The following is a 22,587-nucleotide window of genomic DNA, read 5'->3' as shown; positions in this document are numbered from 1 at the left end:
GACAAGCACCGAGCCCATTCGCCGACACCGCGTGAACTGGCGGCCATGAGGGGCCCTTGCGTTCGCGCGGGACAATGGACGGTGGCCCGCCTGAAGGCGGTGCCCAGCGAACCGTACGAGGAGGAGACAAGACATGGCGGAGCCCACGCCGCGCCGTAACGAACCGCGGCTACGCCCCGCGCCTCTGATCTTCGAGCCCGCGGAGGCGGCCGCCGATCCCGAGCACTTCTTCGACCTGGAGTCGATCGAGGATCCGCGGGCGCTGCTGGCCCGGGCCACGGAGCTGACCCAGGCGTTCCGCGCGGCGGCCGACCGGGCCGTGGAGTTCCAGGCCATCGCGGCGGCCCAGCTCGCCGACCCGCGCCGGTTCGACCGGCTGACCCCGGCGGACATCGCCGAGCGCGCGGAGTGGACCGAGGACTACGCGAAGAAGATGGTCGAGTTCGGGCGGGACCTCCTGCGGGGCAACACCGAGGGCCGGACGACCGCCGACCCGGTGTGATCCCGCGCCCGCGTCAACGCGGAGCTCGCGAGTAACCCCATCTGGCATATGCCAGGCGGGCAAGATACTCCTCCTCCACCGCCCCTGTCCCGGGTTTCGGCAACTCAGAAGAACGTCATGCTCACCCCGGGTACATCTGGGTGGCATGAGCAGCGCACCGAACGTCACCCGGGTCACCTCCGACGGAGTCGACTGGCTCGCCTCGGCGGCCACGTATCCCCGCAGCACGCTCGCCCTCTGGGAGGAGCGCCCGGACGTCCCTGTCGTCGTGCCCTGCGGCACCGTCTTCGACGTGGTGAGCGCGCCGGCGATCTTCGGCCGCCGGATGCTGGACCGGCTCTGGGACGACGGCCCCGGCTCGGGTCCGGTCGCCATGTTCCGGGGCCGCGTGCTGCTGTTCGCCGCGCCGGGCACGGCCCAGCGGCTGCCCTCGCTGCTGGCCTGGGAGGAGTGGGGCTCGAACCGTACGGAGGCGGTGCCGCCGCTGCTGTGCCACGGCACGGGCGACGCGGTGACCGTCCCGGCGCCCACCGGGGACGACGGCGCCGGTACCGCCCGCTGGCTGGTCGCCCCGGACACGCGTCACCCCTGGCTGCCGGGCCCCGAGGTGGTGCTCTGGGCGGCCGTACGGGCGGCCCGAGCGGCCGTGCGGATTTCGATTTTTCCTCCCGCCGATCAGGATGCTAAGGTCTACGACGTCAGCAGGCGCCGCTAGCTCAGTTGGTTAGAGCAGCTGACTCTTAATCAGCGGGTCCGGGGTTCGAGTCCCTGGCGGCGCACGCGAAGGAACGGCGGGTCCGGTTCGAAAGAACCCGGCCCGCCGTTTTGCATATATAACTTTGTATATATATGCAACATCAAGCCGGTATCAGCCGGCGATCCGCGGTGTGATCCGTACCGTCCACGCCCCCGACGCCGTCCTCCCCTCCACCTCCACCTGTACGCCCTGTCCGGGCACGGTGAAGCTTTCGCCGAGGGCGACCGGGGCGTCCGCGAGGGGTGGGTAGACCGAGTCCTCCCAGCAGCCCTCGGTGTGCGGGTGGGCGTCCACCACCTCCACCGGGCCGCCGCCGGACTCGGCCCCGCTTCTGATCCGGTACACCAGCACCCCCTGCCGGCAGCCGGCCCGGTCGTTGCCGGCCGGGCCGCGCGCCTCGAAGCCCAGGGCGCTGTCGGGTCCGGTGCGCACGATCGCCAGCTTCACCCCGTGCCCGAGGCCGAAGGCCGCCGCGCCCTGCGCCGGGACCCCCGGGCCGGCCTCCAGCGGTTCCAGGGTGAGCCGGGTCGGCCCCGTGCCGCGCACGCACCTCACCTGGCGCGGATCCAGCCAGCCCAGTTTCCACTTGTGCCAGGCGAACAGGTCGGGCGAGAGTCCGAACTGACTACCCATCAGATCCCAGTCGCCGACATAGGTGTCCCAGTCGCCCTTGCCGTCGACGGGGCGGTGGTAGAGGTCGGGCAGGTCGAAGACGTGGCCGGTCTCGTGGGCGAGGACGAGGCGGTCCGGCGGGTGCTTCTCGAAGACCGTGACGACCCGGCGGATGTCCGTGCCGTCCACATGCACGGGCGTGTCGAGGTTCACGACCTTCGTGGCGTCCGAGTCGACGCCCGGCGCGTCCGGATCGGCGACGAGGTACACGACCCGGTAGCGGGAGAAGTCGACCTCCCGGTCGGCCACCGAGAACGCGTCGCGCAGATAGGCGGCCCGGTCCTCCACGCTCCAGTCCCGCCTTATGGCGTACGCCGTGGACGGCCGCGGCATGCGCAGCCAGTGCTTCAGCGGGTGCGGGCGGAGGGTGAACCTGCCGTAGGAGGCCTGCTCGAAGTAGCGGCTGGTGGCCGGGAAGTGGTCGGCGGCCAGCTGGGCGGGGGTGGTGCGCGGGGCGGCGTCCGGGAAGGACAGGAAGACCATCACGGCGTCGAGCACGCCGGTGGGGCGGGTGTAGTCGGGGTTCCAGGTGTCGACGCCCTCGGAGTGGTGGGCGTCGGTGCGGTGCAGGGCGCAGGGGGTGGTGGAGAAGGGCTCGGCGACCGACGGGCCGCTGAGGATGGACGTCGCGGCGAGCGCCGACAGCGTGGTGCACACGGCGGCGGTGCTGCGCAGCTTGGGCACGGATGACCTCCGGACGCGGTTCGGCGGGACCCGCATCCAGATTGCTGTGATGTGTTGCGCTATGCCCTGTTTACCTGCACCACAAGGGTGAGTGCGCCCCCCTGATGCTCCGGCGCGCTCCGGCGGCCGACACCCCGGAACACTCACGGAACGTCACAACTGGTCGGGGGCCTGAAGAACCCGTCCAGGCGCGGGCAGAAACGATCTGTCAGAACCGGTGTTCGGTCCGGGACACTGGACACCGGCTGGAAGGGCCCGGGGCCAGCCTCTATGATCGGCACACTTTCCGGCACGGACATCGATCGAGTGCACTGCGGGAGCGAGCGGTGAGCGGAACGTCCGAAGGGCCGACGCCCGCGGCAGACCTCGACCGGTCAGCCGTTACAGACAGTGACCACACCACCTACCAACGTGTCTTCGCGACGGCCCCGCTCGCCATGGCCGTCGTGGACCGCGCCGGACTCGTCACCGGCGCCAACGCGGCCTTCGGCGAGCTGCTCGGCACCGATCCGGACATACTCACCGGGCGGGTCGCCGCCGATCTGGTGGACCTGGCCTCGGACACCCGCAGCTGGCACGCCTACCGCGAGGTGCTGCGCGGCCGGCAGGCGAAGCTGCGCTGCACCCGCCGGCTGAAACATCCCGAGGGACACTCGGTGTGGGTGCAGGTGACCGTGGCCCCGCTGAACGGCGAGGCCGGGGTCCTGCTGTCCGTCGCCGACATCAGCGCCCGCCGCGAACTCCAGGCAAGGCTTCGGCACTTGCAGATGCACGACCTGGTGACCCGGCTGCCCAACCGCACGCTGTTCTTCGAGCGGCTGTCGGCCGCGCTGGAGGCGGAGTCGTACGAGCAGAGCGGCACCGGCCGGATCGGCCTGTGCTATCTGGACCTCGACGGGTTCAAGGCCGTCAACGACACCCTCGGCCACCGCGTCGGCGACCGGCTGCTCGCGGCCGTCGCCGAGCGCCTGACCCGGGTGGCCGACGAGGCCGGCTACGCCCGTGCGGTGACCCCGCTGGTGGCCCGGCTCGGCGGTGACGAGTTCGCCCTGCTCGTGGAGGACTCCACCGGCACCGAGCAGCTCGCCGAACTGGCCGAGTCGGCACTGAAGGCGCTGGAGGAGCCCTTCGACCTGGCCGGGCAGCGGCTGTCGTTGACCGCGTCCATCGGGGTCGTCGAGCGGCACGCGGCGGGTACGACGGCCACCGGCCTGATGCAGGCGGCCGACACGACCCTGTACTGGGCGAAGGCCGACGGCAAGGCCCGCTGGACCCTGTTCGACCCGGAGCGCAACGCGCACCGGATGACCCGCCAGGCCCTGTCGTCCACTTTGCGCCCCGCCATCGACCGCGGCGAATTCGCGCTCGAATACCAGCCACTGGTGGGCATGGAGGACGGACGCCTCTCCGGGGTCGAGGCGTTGATCCGCTGGAATCATCCTCAGTTCGGCACACTGACGCCGAATCGGTTCATCGGACTGGCCGAGGAGGACGGCTCGATCGTGCAGCTCGGCCGCTGGGCACTCAACACCGCCTGCCGCCAGGCCCGCCGCTGGCAGCAGGACCACCCCGACGAACCGCCCATCTTCGTCAGCGTCAACGTGGCCGTACGCCAGGTGTGGGACTCGGACCTGGTCACGGACGTGGCGCAGATCCTGGCCGAGACCGGCCTCGCCCCGCATCTGCTCCAGTTGGAGCTGACCGAGTCGGCGGTGATGGGCTCGGCCGGCCGGCCGCTGCAGGCCCTGCAGGCGCTCAGCGACATGGGCGTGCGCATCGCCATCGACGACTTCGGCACCGGCTACTCGAACCTCGCCTACCTCAGCCGGCTGCCGGTCTCGACGCTGAAGCTGGACGGGTCCTTCGTACGCGGCTTCCAGTACGAGGCCGACAAGAACCCCGCGATCACCGCCAACCCCGCCGACATGGTCATCGTCGAGGCGATGATCCAGCTGGCCCACCGGCTCGGCATCACCGTCACCGCCGAGTGCGTGGAGACCTCGGCCCAGGCCACCCGGCTGCGCCGCATCGGCTGCGACACCGGCCAGGGCTGGCTGTACTCCCGCCCGGTGCCGCCGGATCGTATCTCCGAACTCCTCGGCGAGCAGGCCTACGCGGTCGGCAATCCGTAGGCGTCCGCGATCAACTCATAGGAGCGCAGGCGCAGTTCGCCACGGTGGGCGTGGCTGACCAGCATCAGCTCGTCGGCGCCCGTGCGCTTGTGCAGATCGTCCAGGCCCGAGCGGACCTCGTCGGCGGTGCCGTGCACGATGTTGGCCGTCCAGGAGGTGATGAACTCCTCCTCCGCCGGGCTGAACTCGTGCTTCCCGGCCTCCTCCGGGTCGGGGAACAGGCCCGGCCGGCCGGTGCGCAGCCGGAGCATGTTCAGGGCCATCGCCCGGGTCTGGCGGCGGGCCTCGCGCGCGTCGTCGGTGGCGAGGGCGGAGACGCCGATGAGGGCGTACGGCTCGTCGAGGACCGCGGAGGGGCGGAAGGTCTGCCGGTACAGGTCCAGGGCCGGGATGGTGTTCTGCGCCGAGAAGTGGTGCGCGAAGGCGAACGGCAGGCCCAGCATGCCGGCCAGGCGGGCGCTGAAGCCGGAGGAGCCGAGCAGCCAGACCGGCGGCCGGTGCGGGGACTGGACGCCGCCCGCGGCGCTGCCCTGCACCGGGCCGGGGATCGCGTGGATGCGCCGGTACGGATGCCCGTCGGGGAAGTCGTCGTCCAGGAAGCGGGTGAGTTCCGCCAGCTGCTGCGGGAAGTCGTCGGCGCCCTCGTCGAGGGTGTCGGTACGGCGCAGGGCGGCGGCCGTGGCCCCGTCCGTGCCCGGCGCCCGCCCCAGGCCCAGGTCGATCCGCCCCGGCGCCATCGCCTCCAGCGTGCCGAACTGCTCGGCGATCACCAGCGGGGCGTGATTGGGCAGCATGACGCCGCCCGAGCCGAGCCGGATGCGGTCGGTGTGGGCGGCGAGATGGGCGAGGATCACGGCGGGCGAGGAGGAGGCGACGCCGGGCATGGAGTGGTGCTCGGCGACCCAGTACCGGTGGAAGCCGCGCGACTCCGTCAGCCGGGACAGCGCCACGCTGGTGCGCAGGGCGTCGGTGGCGGTGCTGCCCGCGCCGACGGTCACCAGGTCCAGTACGGAGAGGGGGACAGGGGCGGCCCCGTACGCGGTGCCCCGGATCTCGTCTGCCTTGTCTGCCTTGTCTGCCTCGTCTGCCGACACGGTGCGGGCCTCCTGTTTGTGGCGTGGCTGTCCTGCGGTGCCGTAACAGGAGGCAGTCTCCGCTTATTCCTCTTCCTTCCTCGCCGGTCAGCGGACCTGCACGATCGGCTCCCTCGTGAACAGCGTCCCCAGCGCCGGGGCGTTCACCCTCCGGTCCGCGAGCCTCAGGCCCTCCCACACCGAGACCTGGTTCGCCGTGAGCACCGGCTTGGACAGCGCCTTCTCCAGCAGCGACAGATGCGCGGCCGTGTGCAGGGCCGTGTCCGGGAGCAGTACCGCCTCCGCATCCGGGACGTCCGCCGCGCGCGCCAGCGTCAGCACGTCCTCCTCGCCCCAGGTGCCGACCTCCGCGGCCGTGACGATCCCGGACGACCGCACCCCGGCCACCTCCAGGCCCCCGGCCCGCAGGAAGTCCGCGAACAGCCCGGCCACGTCCTCCGGATAGGTCGCCCCGACCGCGACCCGCCGTACCCGGATCTCCCGGGCCGCGTGCACGAAGGCGAACGACGTCGAGGACGCGGGCATCCCGGCCAGCCGGGCGAGGGTGCGCACCTGGTCCTGGGCGCCCTCCCAGCCGTGCACGAAGCTGCCGCTGGTGCAGGCCCACACCACCGTCTCGACCCCGGACAGCCGCAGGCCCTCCATGCCCGCCGCGAGCCGCTCGGCGGAGCCCATCTCGCGCAGCGCGTCCACCCGGTGCGCGTCCTCGCCGATGTCGGTGTGGACCAGGTCCACCCGGATGTCACTGCCCAGGAGCTGCTCGATGCGTGGATAGTCGTCCTCGGCGGAGTGGCCCGGGTAGAGGAATCCGAGTGCGGTCATGTCCAGCCTTCCTGCGTCTCTTCCGGCAGTACGGGGGGCCAGGCACGCGCGGCCTCGTCCAGCAGCGCCTGATAGGGCCCCACGGCCCGGGTACCCATCCGGCGCAGCGCAGCCCACATCGTGACCTGGTTGGCGGACAGCACCGGGATGCGCAGCTCGGCCTCCAGCTGGGGGATCACGTCGTACGTCGGAAGGTTGGTGCAGGAGATGAACAGCGCGTCGGCGCTGCCGGGGCGGACGACCGCCTGCCGCGCCATGGCGACGACGTCCCGGTACGGCACCTGCCAGATGTGCCGGGTCAGCCCCATGAAGGCGCACCCGGTGACCTGCACGCCGGCCTCGGCGACGAACTCCTCCAGCGCCCGGGTCACGGACACCGTGTACGGCGTGACCAGCGCGACCCGTCGTATCCGCAGCTCGTCCAGCGCCTCCAGCAGCGCACCGGAGGTGGTCACGGAGGGCGGCGCTCCCGCCAGGCTCATCGCCGCGCGCATCGCCCGCTCCCCGGCGATCCCGCCGACGAAGCTGCCGGAGGTGCAGGCGTAGGCGACGGCCTCGGGCGCGACGGCGGTCAGCGCGCGCACCGCGTCGCCGAGGGTCTCGTGCTCGCTCACCAGCCGGGCGAGGTCCAGGCTCACCTCCACCGGCACGAACGGGGTGCGGGTCAGATGCAGCGACACCTCGTCGGGCACCCAGCGCCACAGCTCGCGGTCGAGGGCGAAGTCGAAGGGAGCCACCACGCCGACACCGCGCTGGGGGCGGGGGCCGCCGAGAAAGGAGACGTCCATGGCTGGCACCGGCCTCACGCTGGGAGACGAGTGGGCAACGGATCGCGAGTACGCCCGTGTTGACGAAGGTAGATTCGGGTGCGAGCGTGGTCAATCCGCGCATGTCACCGCATAGGTCAGACGCCTGTCACCGCATTCGTCAGACGCCTGTCACCGCATACGTCAGACGCCCGTCAGATGCCCGTCACACGCCTGCCGACGCCGGGAGCCGCCCCGTATGACGACCCTCCCCACCGTCCTCGTCCTGGACGCCGAGCCGCCGCCCCGGCTCGGCCGGCTCACCGGCCGCGCCCGGATCGTGCACACCGACGCCGCGCACCTGGCCGAGCGGCTGCCCGCGGCGGACGTGCTCCTGGTCTGGGACTTCACCTCGCACGCGGTCCGCGAGGCCTGGCCGGGGGACGGGCCCAGGCCGGCCTGGGTGCACACGGCGAGCGCGGGCGTGGACCATCTGATGTGCCCGGAACTCGCCGCGTCCGGCACGGTGGTCACCAACGCGCGCGGGATCTTCGACCAGCCGATCGCCGAGTACGTGGCGGCTCTGGTGCTGGCGGTCGCCAAGGACCTGCCGCGCACGCTGGAGCACCAGCGGGAGCGGGCCTGGCGGCACCGGGAGGGCCGGCGGGTGGCGGGCACGCGCGCGTGCGTGGTCGGCTCGGGCCCGATCGGCCGGGCGATCGTCCGCACCCTGAAGGCGCTGGGCGTGACGACGGCGCTGGTCGGACGGGTGCCGCGGACCGGCATCCACGGCCCGGCCGACCTGGACCGGCTGATCTCCCGCGCGGACTGGGTGGTCTCGGCGGCGCCGCTCACCGAGGAGACGTACCGCATGTTCGACGCCCGCAGGTTCGGCGTGATGCAGCCCTCGGCGTTCTTCGTGAACGTCGGCCGGGGCGGGCTGGTCGACGAGGAGGCCCTCGCCCACGCCCTGACCCGGCGCTGGATCGCAGGCGCGGCCCTGGACGTCTTCACCACCGAACCTCTCCCCCCGGACAGCCCGTTGTGGACCCTGCCGGGGCTGATCGTCTCCCCGCACATGAGCGGCGACACGGTCGGCTGGCGGGACGAACTGGGCGTCCAGTTCGTGGAGTTGTACGACCGTTGGGCGGCGGGCAGATCACTGGTGAACGTGGTCGACAAACAGCGCGGCTACGTGCCCGGGCACTGACCTCCTGGAGGGTGCATGCAGCTCACCGACCTCACCGCCGTACAGCTCCTCGACGGTTACCGCAAGGGCGAGTTCGGCCCCGTGGAGGCGACCGAACGGGCCCTGGAGCGGGCCCGGCGCATTCAGCCGGAGGTGAACCCGTTCGTGCGGCTCACCGAGGAGGACGCGCGGGCACGGGCGCGGGAGTCGGAGGAGCGCTGGCGCCGCGGCGAACCGGCCGGACTGCTGGACGGCGTCCCGGTGACCGTGAAGGACATCCTCCTGCTGCGCGGTCACCCGACCCTGCGCGGTTCGAAGACGGTCTCCGAGCAGGGCGCCTGGGACGAGGACGCGCCCTCGGTGGCCCGACTCCGTGAGCACGGCGCGGTGTTCCTGGGCAAGACGACGACCCCCGAGTTCGGCTGGAAGGGCGTCACCGACTCCCCGCTCACCGGCATCACCCGCAACCCGCACGACCCCTCGCGCACCGCCGGCGGCTCCAGCGGGGGCAGCGCGGCGGCCGTGGCGCTCGGCGCGGGCCCGCTGTCACTGGGCACGGACGGCGGCGGCAGCATCCGTATCCCGGCCGCGTTCTGCGGCATCTTCGGTCTGAAGCCGACGTACGGCAGGGTGCCCCTCTACCCGGCCAGCGCCTTCGGCACCCTCTCCCATGCGGGCCCGATGACCCGGGACGCGGCCGACGCGGCCCTGCTGCTGGACGTCATCGCCGCGCCCGACGCACGCGACTGGTCGTGCCTGCCGCCCGCGCCCGGCTCCTTCACGGAGGGGCTGAGGGGCGGCGTGCACGGTCTGCGGGTGGCGTACTCCCCGTCCCTCGGCGGGCAGGTCGCGGTCCAGCCGGCGGTCGCGGCGGCCGTCCGGCAGGCGGTGGCGCGCCTCGCGGACCTCGGGGCGTACGTCGAGGAGACCGACCCCGACTTCAGCGAGCCGCTGGAGGCCTTCCACACCCTCTGGTTCAGCGGCGCGGCCCGCCTCACCGAACGCCTCTCCCCGCGCCGCCGCCAGCTCCTGGACCCCGGCCTGCGCGAGATCTGCGCCCAGGGCGCCCGGTACAGCGCGCTGGACTATCTGGCCGCGGTGGACGTCCGTACGGACCTCGGCCGCCGCATGGGCCGCTTCCACGAGCGCTACGACCTGCTGGTGACGCCGACGCTGCCGGTGACGGCGTTCGAGGCCGGACTGGAGGTGCCGGCGCGTTCCGCCTTCCGGCGCTGGACGGGCTGGACACCGTTCACCTACCCCTTCAACCTCACCCAGCAGCCCGCGGCGTCCGTCCCGGTGGGCACGGACGGGGGCGGGCTGCCGGTGGGCATGCAGCTCATCGCCGCCCGGCACCGGGACGACCTGGTACTGCGGGCGGCCCACGCGCTGTACGAGGCAGGGGCGGCTTCGGCGACGCCGGTCACCATGATCGAGGCTTAGGGCCGCAGGCGAACGGCGGTAGGGGGCCTGCCGCACTGCCCCGGCCTGTCAAGCCGAGGCAGCCGGGGGGCTGCGAGCCAACATCAGACAGCCGGAGTCTCCAGGGCCGCACGGCCGCGGGGGGTACGTCGGAACATCACCTCGTTGAACAGCTCGGGGGCCTTCTCGACGTTGACGTATCGCAGGGCGATCATCGACGCCAGGACGGCGCCCGCGAGATCGTTGGACACCTCGGCCCAGTCGTGCCTGTCGTCGCAGGTCGTCAGGCCCTTGAGGCCGTGCAGCGCGTGCATCGCCTCCCCGGCCTCCTCGGCAACCTTGCCCACCTGGAGAGCCTTCAGCTCCTCGGCGGGCAGGTGGACGCCCGCGCCGGCGCAGACGTCGGCCAGGGATCCGACGACCTGCCACAGGCCGCCTTCCGGCGCTTCCGTTCCCAGACGCGCAAAGCCACCTTCCGCGCCGCTCTGGCCCATGCCGGGGGCGGCGAGCCGGTCGGGATGGCATACGGCTATACGCTCGGCCCGGACACGGGTTGGTGGGACCAACTGACCGGACCCGTGCCCGACGACATGCGGCGGGAGGACGGACACCGCACCTTCGGCCTCATGCAGCTTGCCGTACGCGTGCCGTGGCGCAGGAAGGGCGTGGCTCGCCATCTGCACGACACCCTGTGCAACGGCATCGAGGCCGAACGGGTGCTGCTCAACGTCAACCCGGCCGGCAAGGCGGCGTCGGCCGCCTACCGGGCATGGGGATACCGAAAGGTCGGCAGGACACGCCCCTGGCAGGGCGCGGATCTCCATGACGTGATGCTGCTCGATCTGCGCTGAGCACGTGACGTGTTTCAGCTCTTGTGCCGGTAGACCACCAGATACGGCACATTGCCCTCGTCGTGGGCGAAGACACCGACCCCGTCGAAGTCGGCGATCGGCACCTCGGAGCCGCCGGGCAGCGCCTTCGGGGTGCCCGTGGCCAGGGAGAGCTGGACGGGGGCCGTGGTCTGCGTCAGGGTGTTGCCGTTGGTGAGCGAGGTGCCGTAGGCGGTGCCGTCGTCGGTGACGGAGACGAAGCTGAGGGGCTTGCTGTCGTCGGTCTCCTCGAAGCAGTACCCCTTCCTCGACTTGAGGTCGAAGGCGAGGTGCTCCGAGACGAGGTACCGGCCGTTCGGGGAGAGCGCGGAGTGGGGGGCGTCCGCCGTCGGGGCGGGCGGCTTGGCGCACAGCACGGACGCCTGGACCTGGCCGGTCCTGCTGTCGAGGACGGCCCACACGTGGTGGTTGCCGAAGTTCTTCTGAGACCAGCGGGCGAGGAGGTGTCCGCCGGTGCCCGGCCACACCTCACCGGTCGCGGGATCGACGTCTGCGGGCGCGATCCGGTCGTCGTTCCAGGAACCGGGTATGCCGAACGCGCCGGCACCCTTGTTGGCCACCACCGGGTCGTGTTCCGTCAGGGCGGCGATGTCATTGCCGATGTCGTCGGTACATGCCGGGCAGGCGGGCGGCTCGACGGAAGCCGTGTCGTACGTGGTGGTGCGGCCCGTGGCCACGTCCACGGCGACCCTGCGCTTGTCCGCCACGGGTACCAGCACCCGTTCCCCGCCGTCGGTGACCTCCGTGTCGAACTCGGTCGCCGGAAGCCCGACATGGTGCGCGGGCGCGACCGCGTCGCCCGAACCGTCGGCGGCGTAGATGTCCAGGGCGTACGCGTTCTTCGCCTTGGACAGGGTGTCCTCGCCCTTGACTCCCTGGGACCACGTCACCAGGTACTCCTTGCCGGCGGCGGTGGCGACGAAGACGTGGGGCGCCTCGCCCTCGGACAGGTTCTTGAACGGCTTGCCCGTCCAGCGGACCCGGCCCGTCACCGCGTCCCGTACGGTCACCCGGTAGGCGGCTCCGTCGCTGGATCCCTCGCTGGTCACCGTGGCCACCGCGCCGGACTTCGGCAGCACGACGTACGAACCGAGCTGCTTCCGCGAAAGCTGCCAGCCCCGTGAGGTGTCGTACCCGGCCGGGACGGCGAGCTTGCGCAGGGGCGCCGGTGCCGAGGCGTGCGCGGAGGGCTTCTTGTCGCCGCCGGCGGTCTTCGCCGTTCCCGATCCGCCGCCGCAGGCCGCGAGCGACCCGATGGCGATGACGGCGACGGACGCCTTGGCGAGTACCGATCTCATGCACTGCCCTTCCCTTTGCGCGGAGGACAGCACACGGCCCGAACCGCCTCCCCCGATGGCGTGATCTTGACAAGAAGACTACCGCCGGGGAGGCATGCTCACGCCCGCCGGAAGCTGAGCGTCTCCCCCGCCGCGCCCGTGCGCCACAGGTCGTTGCACGCCTCGGCCATCGTCTCCAGCCCCTCCACCACCTGGCCCCACACGATCCCGGGCACCCAGCCCACGTCGCCGTTGAGCAGCAGGTTGTTGCGCTCGTAGAACAGGGCCAGGTCGACGACCGTGGTGCCGGGGCGGACCTCGCGGTCGTAGCCGTAGGCCGTCGTGCCGAGTTCGGCGCCGGCGAAGGTGAAGTAACAGAGGTCGCCGGGAATCGGGGTGACCGTCGGGTTCTCCAGTGGGGGTTCCGTGGAGGCGAACGGCGGGAAGAGGGCGTAGATCTCGTTGCGGGCGTACTTGGCGTGGTAGACGTCGCCCGAGAGAGGCAGCGCTTCCTCTACCGCGGCGCAGGTCAGGGGCGCGCGGTCGGTCAGCAGTCGTGCCGTGCAGTGCACGTCCCGCTTGTCGAGCGAGACGGTGACGAATCGATCGGCCATGAAAACCAGGGTGCATAGCCGAAGAGCGCTTGGGTAGCCGCGCCGCCATGGCTCCACCACTTGGGAACGACGTACACACCATTCGGTCGGAACACAGACACACCCGGCGGTCCCTGCTCGGCGGGCTCGCCGCCCTCGGTGTGCTGGGCGCGGCGGGCTGCACCCGGGTGGCCGAGGCCTCCGGCAAGCCGGGCGGCGACCTGCTGGAGCGGCTGCGTGCGCAGGGCGTCGTAAGGCTCGGGATCGCCGGTGAGGTCCCGTTCGGGTACATCGACAAGGACGGCCGTTTCACCGGTGAGGCGCCCGAGCTGGCGAAGGTGGTCTTCAAGCGGCTCGGGGTCGGCAGGGTGCAGCCGGTGCCCACCGAGTTCGGTTCGCTGATTCCGGGGCTGAACTCGCAGCAGTTCGACGTCGTGGCCGCCGGGATGTACGTCAATCCGGAGCGCTGCCGGCAGGTCATCTTCGCCGACCCGGACTACCAGATGCTGGATTCGTTCATCGTGCGGAAGGGGAACCCGCTGGGGTTGCACTCCTACCGCGAGGTCGTCGCGAAGAAGGCGAAGTTCGCCACCGGCACCGGATACGCCCAGATCCAGCACGCGGTCGAGGCCGGGTACAAGCAGGGCGACATCCTGATCGTGCCGGACCAGGTCGCCGGGCTGAACGCCGTCGAGGCGGGGCGCGTCGACGTCTTCGCCGGTACGGCGCTCACCACGCGGGAAGTGGTGAGGAAGTCCGGCAAGGCGGAGGCCACCGCGCCCTTCGCCCCGCTGGTCAAGGGCACACCGCACGTGGACGGCGGCGCGTTCGCGTTCCGGCCGGCCGAGACGAGGCTGCGGGACGCCTTCAACACCGAGCTGCGCAGGCTGAAGAAGAGCGGGGAGCTGTTCCGGATACTCCGGCCCTTCGGGTTCACCAAGGCCGAGATGACCGACCTCACCGCGAAGGAGCTGTGCGGCGGATGACCCCGGGACTGTGGGAACTCGTACTCAAGGGCGTCTGGACCACGGTCCAGCTGCTGGTGTTCAGCGCGCTGCTGACCGTGGCGGTGTCCTTCGTCGCCGGTGTCGCGCGCACCCACCGGCTGTGGATCGTGCGTTTCGTCGCCGGCCTCTACACCGAGGTGTTCCGCGGCACCTCGGCGCTGGTGATGATCTTCTGGGTGTACTTCGTGCTGCCGCTCGCCTTCGGCTGGCAGCTGGTGCCGATGTGGGCGGGCACGCTGGCGCTCGGCCTGACGTACGGCGCGTACGGCTCGGAGATCGTGCGCGGCGCGCTGAACGCGGTGGACCCGGCGCAGAAGGAGGGCGGGATCGCGCTCAGCTTCACGCCCTGGCAGCGGCTCAGGCTGATCGTGCTGCCGCAGGCGGTGCCGGAGACGATCCCGACCTTCTGCAATCTGCTGGTCGAGCTGCTCAAGGGCACCGCACTGGTGTCGGTCATGGGCATGGGCGATCTGACGTTCAGCGCGAACCTGGTGCGGCTGGCGTTGCAGCAGAGCGCGGAGATCTACACGTACATCCTGCTGATCTACTTCGCGATCGCCTTCGTGCTGACGCGGCTGATGCGTTCTCTGGAGAAGCGGCTGAAGGCCGGGGTCGGCAGGGATCCCGGGACCGAGTGGGCGGCGCGTGAGCTCAAGCGGGCCCAGACGACCGGAGTGGGCGCCGCGGGGGGCGCCGGCATGGGCGGAGGTGCTGCCGCGTGAAGTGGGACTGGAACGCCGTCGGCGACTTCATGCCGGCCTTCTGGCACGGGCTGCTGGTCACCCTGCAGGCCCTCGCCCTCGGTTCGCTGGCGTCCTTGACCCTCGGACTGCTGTGGGCGCTGCTGATGCGGACGCCGGCCCGTTGGGTGCGCTGGCCGGTCGGCGTGGTCACGGAGTTCGTGCGCAACACCCCGCTGCTGGTGCAGCTGTTCTTCCTGTTCTACGTGCTGCCCGAGTGGGGCCTGACCTTCTCGGCGCTGACCACCGGTGTCGTCGCGATCGGCCTGCACTACTCGACGTACACCATGCAGGTCTACCGGGCCGGTATCGAGGCGGTCCCGGCCGGTCAATGGGAGGCGGCGACCGCGCTGAACCTGCCCCGGCGGCGGACCTGGACCGCGGTGATCCTGCCGCAGGCGATCCGCCGGGTGGTTCCCGCGCTCGGCAACTACGTGATCGCCATGCTCAAGGACACACCGATGCTGATGGTGATCACCGTGCCGGAGATGCTCCAGCAGGCCCGGCTCTACTCCCAGCAGCACTTCCGGTTCACCGAGCCGATCACCGTGATCGGTGCCGCCTTCATCCTCATCTCCTATCTGGCCTCCCTTCTCATGCGAGCCCTGGAGCGACGCCTTGTCCGTTGAGACCCGTCCGCAGCCGTCCCTGACCGACGCCCAGCCGGGCGAGCTGATCCGCCTCGCGAACATCACCAAGCGGTTCGGCGCGAACACCGTGCTCGACCACCTGGACTTCACCGTCGACCCGGGCAGGCACGTGACCCTGATCGGGCCCTCCGGATCCGGCAAGACCACGATCCTCAGACTCCTGATGACCCTCACCAAGCCGGACGAGGGCACGATCACCGTCGACGGGGAGCAGCTGTTCCCGGCGCCGGAGAAGCAGGTCCGGGAGGTCCGCAAGAAGATCGGGATGGTGTTCCAGCAGTTCAACCTGTTCCCGAACATGAGCGTGCTGCGCAACATCACCGAGGCTCCGGTGCAGGTCCTCGGCATGTCCAGGGACGAGGCCGAGGAGCGCGCCCGGGAGCTGCTGGACCTGGTGGGGCTGGCCGACAAGTGCGACGCGAGGCCGACCCGGCTGTCCGGCGGGCAGCAGCAGCGGGTGGCGATCGCCCGGGCCCTGGCGATGCGGCCACGGGTGCTGCTGCTGGACGAGGTGACCTCCGCGCTCGACCCGGAGCTGGTCGCGGGCGTGCTCGATCTGCTCAGGGACATCGCCCGCAGCACGGACATCACCATGCTCTGCGTGACCCACGAGATGGGTTTCGCCCGTGACATCTCCGACCAGGTGCTGATGTTCGACGGCGGCCGGGTGATCGAGTCGGGTCCACCGGAGAAGATCTTCACCGACCCGGAGCAGGACCGCACCCGGGAATTCCTCAGCGCGGTGCTGTGACTACGGCGCGGGGATCCGGAAGATGCCGAGGTCCGACCGGTGGGTCGTGTCGACGGCATATGCCATGGGATCTGCGTCGCAGCGGGGAGGGGCGGGTGAGCGGAACAATCTCGCCAACCCCCTCTCCCGCCAGGGGGTTTGCCCGTTATCGTGGAAGCGATCCGCACACCGGATCTCGCGGCCACCGACAGGCGAGCGCAGGGGGACCACCGTGGCGCTGATGCACGAGCCTACCGCCCCGTACCACTCCGCCCAGGACGCGCTGCGCGTGCTGGAGACCGTCGCCCGCCACTCCGCCGGCGTCACCGACACCGAGCTGGCCCGCCGCACCGGCCTCGGCTCCGAGCGGCTCACCGCCCTGCTGCGCATGCTGCGCCGCGAGGGCTACGTCGAGCAGATCACCGACGGGGCGTACGTCACCGGCGACACCCTGCGCCGCCTCACCTCCGCACACGACCGCGAGCGGGCCCTGCGCGAGAAGCTCCAGCACACCCTGGACCGGCTGCGCGACTCGGTCGGCGCGGCGGTCTACATGAGCCGGTACGTCGACGGCGAGGTCAAGGTCACCCAGTACGCCGCGGGGCCCACCACCCCGGCGGTCAACGAGTGGGTCGACTTCCGCTGCTCCGCCCACGCCACGGCGGTCGGCAAGAGCCTGCTGACCCAGCTGGACCACAACGCCCGCCGCGACCACCTCTCCCGGTACAAGATGGCGCGCCTCACCTCGCGCACCATCACCAGCGACAAGCTGCTGCTGTCCCGCCTGGAGTCCCAGCCGCCGACGGTGCCGGTCCTGGACCTCCAGGAGTACGCGGTCGGCACGGTCTGCGCGGCGGTCCCGATCACGGCGGGTTCCTCGGTGGGCTGTCTGGCGCTGTCGCTTCCCGTGGAGCACGCCCACCGGCTGAAGCAGGCGGCGGAGGCCCTGAACCGCAACGCGGCACCGGTGCTGCTGTCCCTGACCTTGTAGGTGGTCACGAGCACCCCTCAGGACCAGGTAGTATTTTCTTCGTCGCCAGCCGCGGAGACCAAAAAACCGCAGCAGGCGAGAGTCATGCGCCGCTAGCTCAGTTGGTTAGAGCAGCTGACTCTTAATCAGCGGGTCCGGGGTTCGAGTCCCTGGCGGCGCACAGATGAAGGGCCCTTCGCGAAAGCGAGGGGCCCTTCGGCGTCTTCCGTGGTGAGCCGCCGGTACGACGTCTCCCCCGGTGGCCGCCACCACACCGGATCGGCACACGCGTACCCCTCGCGCCTGAGCAGCGCCCGGTGGATCTTGTTTGTCGCCGTGACCGGCATCCGCTCCACCACCCGCACGAACCGGGGCGCCATCTTCGTCCCCAGGTCGGGCTGGGCCGCGAGGAACCGCGCGAAGCCCTCGGGATCGAAGGTCCCGGCGACGGTCGCCATCACCTGGTCCCCGGTCACCGGGTCCGGCACCCCGTACACGGCGACGGCCGCCGCACCCCCGTACCGGGCGACGATGTTCTCGATCACCGCGGCGGCCAGGTTCTCCCCGTCGACGCGGATGCGGTCATCCGCACGTCCGGCGAAGTACAGGTATCCCGCCGCGTCCCGGTAGAAGAGGTCGCCCGTCCAGTACGCCCCTCCCCGGCGCCGTTCGGCCTCCGCGGCCGGGTTGCGCCAGTAGCCCTCGAAGGGGTTCGGCCCCCGGTTCACCAGCTCCCCTATCGCCTCGTCCCCGTTGCGCAGGCGCCCGGCGGAGTCGAACACGGCCGGCGGGCACTCGCGCCCGGTGCCGGCGTCGAGAACCACCAGCCCGGGTCCGGCCGGTCCCACCGCCCCCTTCGGCGTGCCCGGCGTCCACCGGATCGCCGCGCCGCCCTCGGAGGAGCCGTAGCCCTCGACCAGCCGCACCCCGAAGCGCCGCTCGAAGGCGGCCGCGTCCACCGGGCCGGCCTCGGTGCCGAAGCCCGTGCGCAGCGGGTTGTCACGGTCGTCCGCGCGCTCCTCGGTGGCGAGGACGTACTGGATGGCCCGGCCGACGTAGGTGAAGTAGGTCGCCCGGTAGCGGCGTACGTCGGCGAGGAACCCGGACGCCGAGAACCGCCGCCGCAGCGCGACCCCCGCGCCGGCGGCCAGCGCGGGCGCCCAGTCGGCGATCACCGCGTTGCCGTGGAACATCGGCATGCAGATGTAGTGCACGTCGTCCGGGCGCACCCCGAACTGCCGGACCAGTGCCTGCCCGGCCGCCGCCAGCCGGCCCTGGGAGCAGAGCGCGGCCTTGGGGGCGCCGGTCGACCCGGAGGTGAAGTACAGCAGCAGCCGGTCGGCGGGTGCGGCGCGGGACGGGTCGGGTACGGCACCGGCGTACGGGGCGAGGAGCTCGCCGTACTCCTCGCCGTACTCGTCTCCGTCCGTCACGAGGATCCGCACCCCCGGCAGCTCCAGGCCCGCCAGCAGGGGAAGGTGGGCCCGCTCGGTGACCAGCAGCGGGCACTCGGTGTGCCGGATGTCCCGGGCCAGCTCCGGGCCCCGGCGGGTGGGGTTGATCCCGGCGACGGCCGCTCCGGCGAGGGCGGCGGCGCCGAGCCACAGCGGGAACTCCTCGGTGTTGTCGAGGAGCACGCCGACATGCGGTACGGCGCCGGGTGGCAGCAGATCCGCCAGCAGGGCGGCCCGTGCGGCGGCACCGGCTGCCACCTCGTGCTGCGTCAGTACCCGCTCCTCGCACCTGAGCCCCGGCCGGTGGTCGCCCCACCGTGCCGCGATCAGCTCGGCCACCGTGCGTGCGCTGGACTCCATGGGGGTGCACGGTAGCTGACTCACCGTCAGATGAGGAGACTAGGGCAGGAAGCCGTCCGCCATCGAGAAGATCGCGTGGGCGACGACCATGAAGAGGACGCAGCCCCCGATGAACACGCCGAAGAACGCCACCAGGCAGCCGGATTCGGCGGCGAGCTTCCCACGCGCCGGGGCGTGGGCCGTCGCCCGCTCGGGGCGCTCCGCCGCGTAGTGCACGGTGACGATGTCGCCCGGGATCGTCGTCCCCGGCCCGTTGGTCTCGTCGAAGCGGACGGTACGGCCCTCGCGGGTGGTGAACTCGTACACGTGGTGGAGCGTCGTGCGCACGGAGGTCTCACCGCCCCCGCTGGTCGTGGTGTACGTCTGCAGACAGCGCGCCTCGGCCGTCAGCCCGCCGTCCCAGGCCCGGTGCACGTCCCGCGACCGGCGGAGGAGCCCGACCAGGGCGAAGACCGCCCCGGTGATCATGAGGGCGGGCACAGCGTAGAAGAGCAGCTCGAACATGAGGTTCCCCCGAGGTCCGGTACGCCGTCCCCGCTCGGCCGGCGTGCGAGGAACGTACCCGTCGGTAGGGGCAGCCCGCCTCAGGGGAACCTCAGTTTCCGTGCTGTGGCGGAACGGTCCTCAGAAGGTGACGTCCGAGCAGGCGTAGAAGGCGTTGCCGGTGTCGGCGATCGTCCACACCGCGAGGATGACGTGGTGCCCGCTCAGCCCGGTCGGCAGGGTGCCGCTGTGGCTGAGGGTCTGCGGCGGGCGCTGGCCGTGGTATGGGACCGTCAGGAACGGGGTGAGGTCGAGGTCCGAGCGGGCCAGGGCGTGGTTCTGGTTCCAGCCCTGCTTGGTGACGTAGTAGGTGAAGTCCGTCGTGGCGTGCATGGCGGTGAACTGCCAGCGGAAGGTGTAGGTCTGGCCGCCCGTCACCCTGGTGGTGGGCCAGGCGCCGCCGGACGGGGTGGTCGGCGAGCTGAGCTGGGCGAACCGGCTCAGGCCGCCGTTGCAGAGCCGGCCGTCGGCCGGCCCGGCGGCCGGGAAGCCCTTGGGGCCCTCGACGCTCTGCGGCTCGTACTGGATGTCGCCGCAGCCCGTCACGGTGCCGTCGGCACAGAGTTTCTGCCTGCTGACGGGGAGGTCGGTGTAGCCGTGCCCGCTGGCGCCGCCGGTGGAGAGCGCGAACGCTCCGGCGGTCACCACGCCCAGCACGACCGCGGACAGCTTGGTCCTGGTGCGCATACTGCCGCTCCTGGAGAACGTGGGGAGTTCGGTGAGCCGTGCAGGTAGGTCTAGACCAAGTGTCAGATTATTGCCGTTGGTTGAATGTGTCCATACAAAAGACGTGACCCGCGCGTCGCTTCCTCACAACGGCTCCCCGCGCCCCGAGCAGAAGGCGACCGTCAGGTCCCGCACCAGCGCCTTGCGCTCGTAGTCGTCCAGCTCCACCAGGCCGCGCACGGTCAGCCGGGTGACGGTGTCCTCCACCGAGTCCACCACCGAGCTGAGCAGGCCGGCCCGCTGCCGGGCGTCCAGCGCGGCGATCCTGCGCCGGTGCATCGCGGCGGCGACCTCCGGGGCGTACTCCACCCGGATCGGCTGCACCGAGAACACCTCCACACCGACCGGCGCCGTCTCCTCCGCCACCAGCCGGGTCAGCGCGTCCCCGGCCGCCGTCACCCCGCCCCGCGTCCCGCCCGCCGGCTCCACCGGCACCCGGGCCAGCGCCGCCTCCACACACTCGCGCAGATACTTCTCGTGGTCCTCGACGCCGAGCGCGGCCCGCGCGGTGTCCCGCACCCGCCACACCACCAGCACCGCCACCCTGAGCGCCATCCCGTCGGGATCCGCCGCCGGCATCGCCTCGCTGCGCCAGTGCCGCAGCCGCACATCGACCCGGCGGCGCGGCAGCAGCGGGTTCACCCAGAGCAGCCCGGTGCGCCGGACCGTCCCCCGGTAGCCGCCGAACATGCCGAGCACCCAGGCCCGCCCGGACCGGCCCCGGGCCAGCCCGGCGAAACCGAACATCCCGAGCGCCCCGGCCCCGGCGTACGCCGCCCACTGCACCGGGCCGAGTCCCGCACCCACGCAGGCGGGCAGCCGCAGCGCCTCCACCGCGGCCGACGGAAGCAGCCCCGCCCACCAGGAGGTCGCCAGGCACCCGGTGAGACCGCAGGCCCCGGCGAGCACCCCGGCCACCCCCGGCAGCGCCCGCCCCGGACGCTCCACCAGCTCCGGGTCGACCTCCGGCAGCGGCCTGCGGCGCACCGCTGCCGGGCGGCCGAGCCGCGGCTGCTCGCCGGTGCCCTGCCGGCGGCCCACCACGGCCGGCTTGAGCGGCACCTTCACCGGGTTCACCGGATCGGGGTCGTCACGGAAGAGCAGATGGACGGGGATCTCGGTGGTCACCTCGTTCTGGATCAGCCGGGCCGGACGCCCGCCCGGCACCGGAGCGCCCTCCGGCTGCCCGTCGGATTCGGGCGGCGTGTGTGACGTGGTCGTACTCATGCGTTGCTCCAGCCTCCGCGCCAGATGCGTCATGAACAGGGGAACGGAAGGATCCGGCGGTCACCGGCCGCTCTCGTGGCCAGGGTCCGCGTCCGCGAAGAGCCGTCGCCAGGTCTCCGGCCCCGGGTAGCCGTCCGCCGCGCCACCGCGCCAGCCCTGAGCGCGCTGGAATGCCTCCACGGCACGCCGGTCCGCTTCGCTCCAGCGCGGACCGGGGCCGGTCGCGTAGAACCTGCCGAACCCCTTCTCCACCAGCCGGCGGCCCAATTGTGTGACGTACGCGTTCTCCGCGCCCGGACGGAAGAGGCCCCGGCCGGGATAGCCGGGCACCCCGTGCGAGGCGGGGCGGCCCGGCACCCTCGCCTTGCCGTCGGTCCGCTGGGCACCCGCCGTCTCCGCGGTCACGCCCTTGTACCGGTAGGGGACGTACTTGTCGGTGTTGCTCCAGTAGGGGTAGGGGGTGGGCTGGCTGCGGGCGTGCGGAGGCGTCTGCTCGTAGACCGTGTAGGTGGTGTGCGCGGAGTCCGTCCAGCCGCCGAAGATCACCACGTGGGAGCCTTTCTCGGGGTTGTCGGGGTTGTGGTAGAGCAGGATGTCTCCGGGCTGCAGCTCCTCCTTGGTGATCTTCACGCCGAACTGGTCGAGGCTGCCCGTCCACTCGTTGCTCCCCAGGTTCCAGGCCATGGAGACATAGCCGGAGCAGTCCTGGCGGTAGCCGTCGGACCAGTAGTCCGACATGCTGTACGGCACCTGTGCGGCCACCCAGACCTTGGCCCGCTTGATGATGTCGGCCCGGGTGGTCGCGGGGATGGGGACGGCGCTGAGCTCGGCCGGTTTGCCCGCCGCGCCATGCAGCGGGGACCTGCCGCCCTGAGGGGTCTCGGTCTCGCCGTCGGCGGGGACGCGGGGGCGCTGCCCGGCGGGCCGGGCGGGGGTGAGGGCGGCGGCCGGGGCGACCGCGCCGAGGACGGCCGACGCGGCGGCCATGACGACGATTCCGCAGGCCGCCGGGCGACCGCCGGGACGGCCGGACGACAGCCGGGGACTCACCCGCCGCCCTTCGACACAACCGGGGCAGTCGCAGTCCCTCGCGGGCTCGACTTCCTCGAACACCGGAGCGACCATGCGATCTACCTCACATTCGGGGGTGTTTCGTCCACGCTTGTGCACGATGATCAGTTTCTCAACTGGCCATCCGGCCGCCACTTTGACGGTCCGAACGATGTACGTGCCCCCTGAGGTGATCGTCCGGCCCCGGCGGCTGGTCGGAGGCACCCCGAAAGGTCAGGTAGAGTTATCTCCGTCAGCAGGCGCCGCTAGCTCAGTTGGTTAGAGCAGCTGACTCTTAATCAGCGGGTCCGGGGTTCGAGTCCCTGGCGGCGCACCGACCGGAAGGCCCC

At 71.6% G+C, this 22,587-nt stretch carries 22 protein-coding genes, 3 tRNA genes and 1 pseudogene; 14 read left to right on the top strand and 12 right to left on the bottom strand.

Going from position 1 to position 22,587, the window contains the following annotated elements:
* Positions 1-133 precede the first annotated feature (133 nt).
* From ABZ624_RS13085 to ABZ624_RS13075, 3 genes are all read left to right on the top strand, one after another.
* Complete coding sequence (locus ABZ624_RS13085) at positions 134-502, top strand: hypothetical protein (protein ID WP_360086357.1); 369 nt, start codon at positions 134-136, stop codon at positions 500-502.
* Positions 503-647: 145 nt separating this feature from the next.
* Complete coding sequence (locus ABZ624_RS13080; protein WP_360086354.1) at positions 648-1,217, top strand: bifunctional DNA primase/polymerase; 570 nt, start codon at positions 648-650, stop codon at positions 1,215-1,217.
* Positions 1,208-1,281: transfer RNA gene (locus tag ABZ624_RS13075), tRNA-Lys, on the top strand. Before ABZ624_RS13080 ends, ABZ624_RS13075 begins: the two co-directional genes overlap by 10 nt.
* Positions 1,282-1,370: 89 nt before the next feature.
* On the opposite strand, the gene ABZ624_RS13070 is transcribed toward ABZ624_RS13075, so the two are convergent.
* Positions 1,371-2,651: a M6 family metalloprotease domain-containing protein gene (locus ABZ624_RS13070; RefSeq protein WP_360086351.1), complete on the bottom strand. Its 1,281-nt coding sequence runs from the start codon at positions 2,649-2,651 to the stop codon at positions 1,371-1,373.
* A 290-nt stretch (positions 2,652-2,941) separates the two neighbouring features.
* On the opposite strand from ABZ624_RS13070, the gene ABZ624_RS13065 reads away from it, so the two are divergent.
* Positions 2,942-4,747: a bifunctional diguanylate cyclase/phosphodiesterase gene (locus tag ABZ624_RS13065; RefSeq protein ID WP_360086348.1), complete on the top strand. Its 1,806-nt coding sequence runs from the start codon at positions 2,942-2,944 to the stop codon at positions 4,745-4,747.
* On the opposite strand, the gene ABZ624_RS13060 is transcribed toward ABZ624_RS13065, so the two are convergent.
* The 3 genes from ABZ624_RS13060 to ABZ624_RS13050 form a co-directional block, all read right to left on the bottom strand.
* Complete coding sequence (locus ABZ624_RS13060) at positions 4,726-5,841, bottom strand: LLM class flavin-dependent oxidoreductase (RefSeq protein ID WP_360086345.1); 1,116 nt, start codon at positions 5,839-5,841, stop codon at positions 4,726-4,728. The genes ABZ624_RS13065 and ABZ624_RS13060 overlap by 22 nt on opposite strands.
* A gap of 87 nt (positions 5,842-5,928) precedes the next feature.
* Complete coding sequence (locus ABZ624_RS13055; RefSeq protein ID WP_360086342.1) at positions 5,929-6,663, bottom strand: decarboxylase; 735 nt, start codon at positions 6,661-6,663, stop codon at positions 5,929-5,931.
* Positions 6,660-7,451 (bottom strand): decarboxylase, encoded by a 792-nt coding sequence (locus ABZ624_RS13050; RefSeq protein WP_360086339.1) that lies wholly within the window; start codon positions 7,449-7,451, stop codon positions 6,660-6,662. Before ABZ624_RS13050 ends, ABZ624_RS13055 begins: the two co-directional genes overlap by 4 nt.
* Positions 7,452-7,668: 217 nt before the next feature.
* Here ABZ624_RS13050 and ABZ624_RS13045 point away from each other — a divergent pair, with 217 nt between their 5' ends.
* Both ABZ624_RS13045 and ABZ624_RS13040 read left to right on the top strand, forming a co-directional pair.
* Positions 7,669-8,619, top strand: coding sequence for a D-2-hydroxyacid dehydrogenase (locus ABZ624_RS13045; protein ID WP_360086336.1), 951 nt, complete (start codon positions 7,669-7,671; stop codon positions 8,617-8,619).
* Positions 8,620-8,634: 15 nt separating this feature from the next.
* Positions 8,635-10,041 carry an amidase gene (locus tag ABZ624_RS13040; protein WP_360086333.1) on the top strand — a complete coding sequence of 469 codons (1,407 nt, stop codon included), beginning with the start codon at positions 8,635-8,637 and terminating at the stop codon, positions 10,039-10,041.
* Between the two features lie 83 nt (positions 10,042-10,124).
* Here the strand turns inward: ABZ624_RS13040 and ABZ624_RS13035 are convergent, their stop codons facing one another.
* Entirely contained in the window at positions 10,125-10,514 is a 390-nt protein-coding gene (locus ABZ624_RS13035) for a MazG-like family protein (protein WP_360086330.1), read from the bottom strand.
* Between ABZ624_RS13035 and ABZ624_RS13030 the strand changes: the two are divergent.
* Positions 10,437-10,871 (top strand): annotated as a pseudogene (locus tag ABZ624_RS13030) (GNAT family N-acetyltransferase); the annotation flags it as partial. The gene ABZ624_RS13035 and the pseudogene ABZ624_RS13030 overlap by 78 nt on opposite strands.
* A 14-nt stretch (positions 10,872-10,885) precedes the next feature.
* Here ABZ624_RS13030 and ABZ624_RS13025 read toward each other — a convergent pair.
* Together ABZ624_RS13025 and ABZ624_RS13020 are read right to left on the bottom strand one after the other, a co-directional pair.
* The gene (locus tag ABZ624_RS13025; protein ID WP_360086327.1) at positions 10,886-12,208 is read right to left on the bottom strand and encodes a hypothetical protein; all 1,323 of its coding nucleotides are present in this window, start codon (positions 12,206-12,208) and stop codon (positions 10,886-10,888) included.
* Between the two features lie 98 nt (positions 12,209-12,306).
* On the bottom strand, positions 12,307-12,801 hold the full coding sequence (locus tag ABZ624_RS13020; RefSeq protein WP_360086324.1) for a DUF3830 family protein: 495 nt from the start codon (positions 12,799-12,801) through the stop codon (positions 12,307-12,309).
* Between the two features lie 47 nt (positions 12,802-12,848).
* Here ABZ624_RS13020 and ehuB point away from each other — a divergent pair, with 47 nt between their 5' ends.
* From ehuB to ABZ624_RS12990, 6 genes are all read left to right on the top strand, one after another.
* Complete coding sequence (ehuB, locus tag ABZ624_RS13015) at positions 12,849-13,766, top strand: ectoine/hydroxyectoine ABC transporter substrate-binding protein EhuB (RefSeq protein ID WP_360086321.1); 918 nt, start codon at positions 12,849-12,851, stop codon at positions 13,764-13,766.
* A complete protein-coding gene (ehuC, locus tag ABZ624_RS13010) occupies positions 13,763-14,509 on the top strand; it encodes an ectoine/hydroxyectoine ABC transporter permease subunit EhuC (RefSeq protein WP_360086318.1) in 747 nt (248 codons plus the stop codon). Before ehuB ends, ehuC begins: the two co-directional genes overlap by 4 nt.
* Positions 14,506-15,156: an ectoine/hydroxyectoine ABC transporter permease subunit EhuD gene (ehuD, locus tag ABZ624_RS13005; RefSeq protein ID WP_360086315.1), complete on the top strand. Its 651-nt coding sequence runs from the start codon at positions 14,506-14,508 to the stop codon at positions 15,154-15,156. Before ehuC ends, ehuD begins: the two co-directional genes overlap by 4 nt.
* On the top strand, positions 15,146-15,928 hold the full coding sequence (ehuA, locus tag ABZ624_RS13000; protein WP_360086312.1) for an ectoine/hydroxyectoine ABC transporter ATP-binding protein EhuA: 783 nt from the start codon (positions 15,146-15,148) through the stop codon (positions 15,926-15,928). Before ehuD ends, ehuA begins: the two co-directional genes overlap by 11 nt.
* Positions 15,929-16,139: 211 nt before the next feature.
* On the top strand, positions 16,140-16,898 hold the full coding sequence (locus ABZ624_RS12995; RefSeq protein ID WP_360086309.1) for an IclR family transcriptional regulator C-terminal domain-containing protein: 759 nt from the start codon (positions 16,140-16,142) through the stop codon (positions 16,896-16,898).
* A gap of 86 nt (positions 16,899-16,984) precedes the next feature.
* Positions 16,985-17,058: transfer RNA gene (locus tag ABZ624_RS12990), tRNA-Lys, on the top strand.
* Here ABZ624_RS12990 and ABZ624_RS12985 read toward each other — a convergent pair.
* The 5 genes from ABZ624_RS12985 to ABZ624_RS12965 form a co-directional block, all read right to left on the bottom strand.
* Positions 17,024-18,691 (bottom strand): AMP-binding protein, encoded by a 1,668-nt coding sequence (locus ABZ624_RS12985; protein WP_360086306.1) that lies wholly within the window; start codon positions 18,689-18,691, stop codon positions 17,024-17,026. The genes ABZ624_RS12990 and ABZ624_RS12985 overlap by 35 nt on opposite strands.
* Before the next feature lie 39 nt (positions 18,692-18,730).
* A complete protein-coding gene (locus ABZ624_RS12980) occupies positions 18,731-19,195 on the bottom strand; it encodes a DUF3592 domain-containing protein (protein ID WP_360086303.1) in 465 nt (154 codons plus the stop codon).
* Between the two features lie 120 nt (positions 19,196-19,315).
* On the bottom strand, positions 19,316-19,921 hold the full coding sequence (locus tag ABZ624_RS12975; protein ID WP_360086300.1) for a lytic polysaccharide monooxygenase: 606 nt from the start codon (positions 19,919-19,921) through the stop codon (positions 19,316-19,318).
* A 123-nt stretch (positions 19,922-20,044) separates the two neighbouring features.
* Entirely contained in the window at positions 20,045-21,187 is a 1,143-nt protein-coding gene (locus tag ABZ624_RS12970; RefSeq protein ID WP_360086297.1) for an SPFH domain-containing protein, read from the bottom strand.
* A gap of 60 nt (positions 21,188-21,247) precedes the next feature.
* The gene (locus ABZ624_RS12965) at positions 21,248-22,312 is read right to left on the bottom strand and encodes a peptidoglycan-binding protein (RefSeq protein ID WP_360086294.1); all 1,065 of its coding nucleotides are present in this window, start codon (positions 22,310-22,312) and stop codon (positions 21,248-21,250) included.
* A gap of 185 nt (positions 22,313-22,497) precedes the next feature.
* Between ABZ624_RS12965 and ABZ624_RS12960 the strand changes: the two genes are divergently transcribed.
* A tRNA-Lys gene (locus ABZ624_RS12960) sits at positions 22,498-22,571 on the top strand.
* Positions 22,572-22,587 lie beyond the last annotated feature (16 nt).

The sequence above is a fragment of the Streptomyces sp. NPDC007205 genome (assembly GCF_040634095.1).
Taxonomy (GTDB): Bacteria; Actinomycetota; Actinomycetes; order Streptomycetales; family Streptomycetaceae; genus Streptomyces.
The sequence above is the reverse complement of the archived record's forward strand: the minus strand, read 5'-3'. Positions and strand labels throughout refer to the sequence as shown.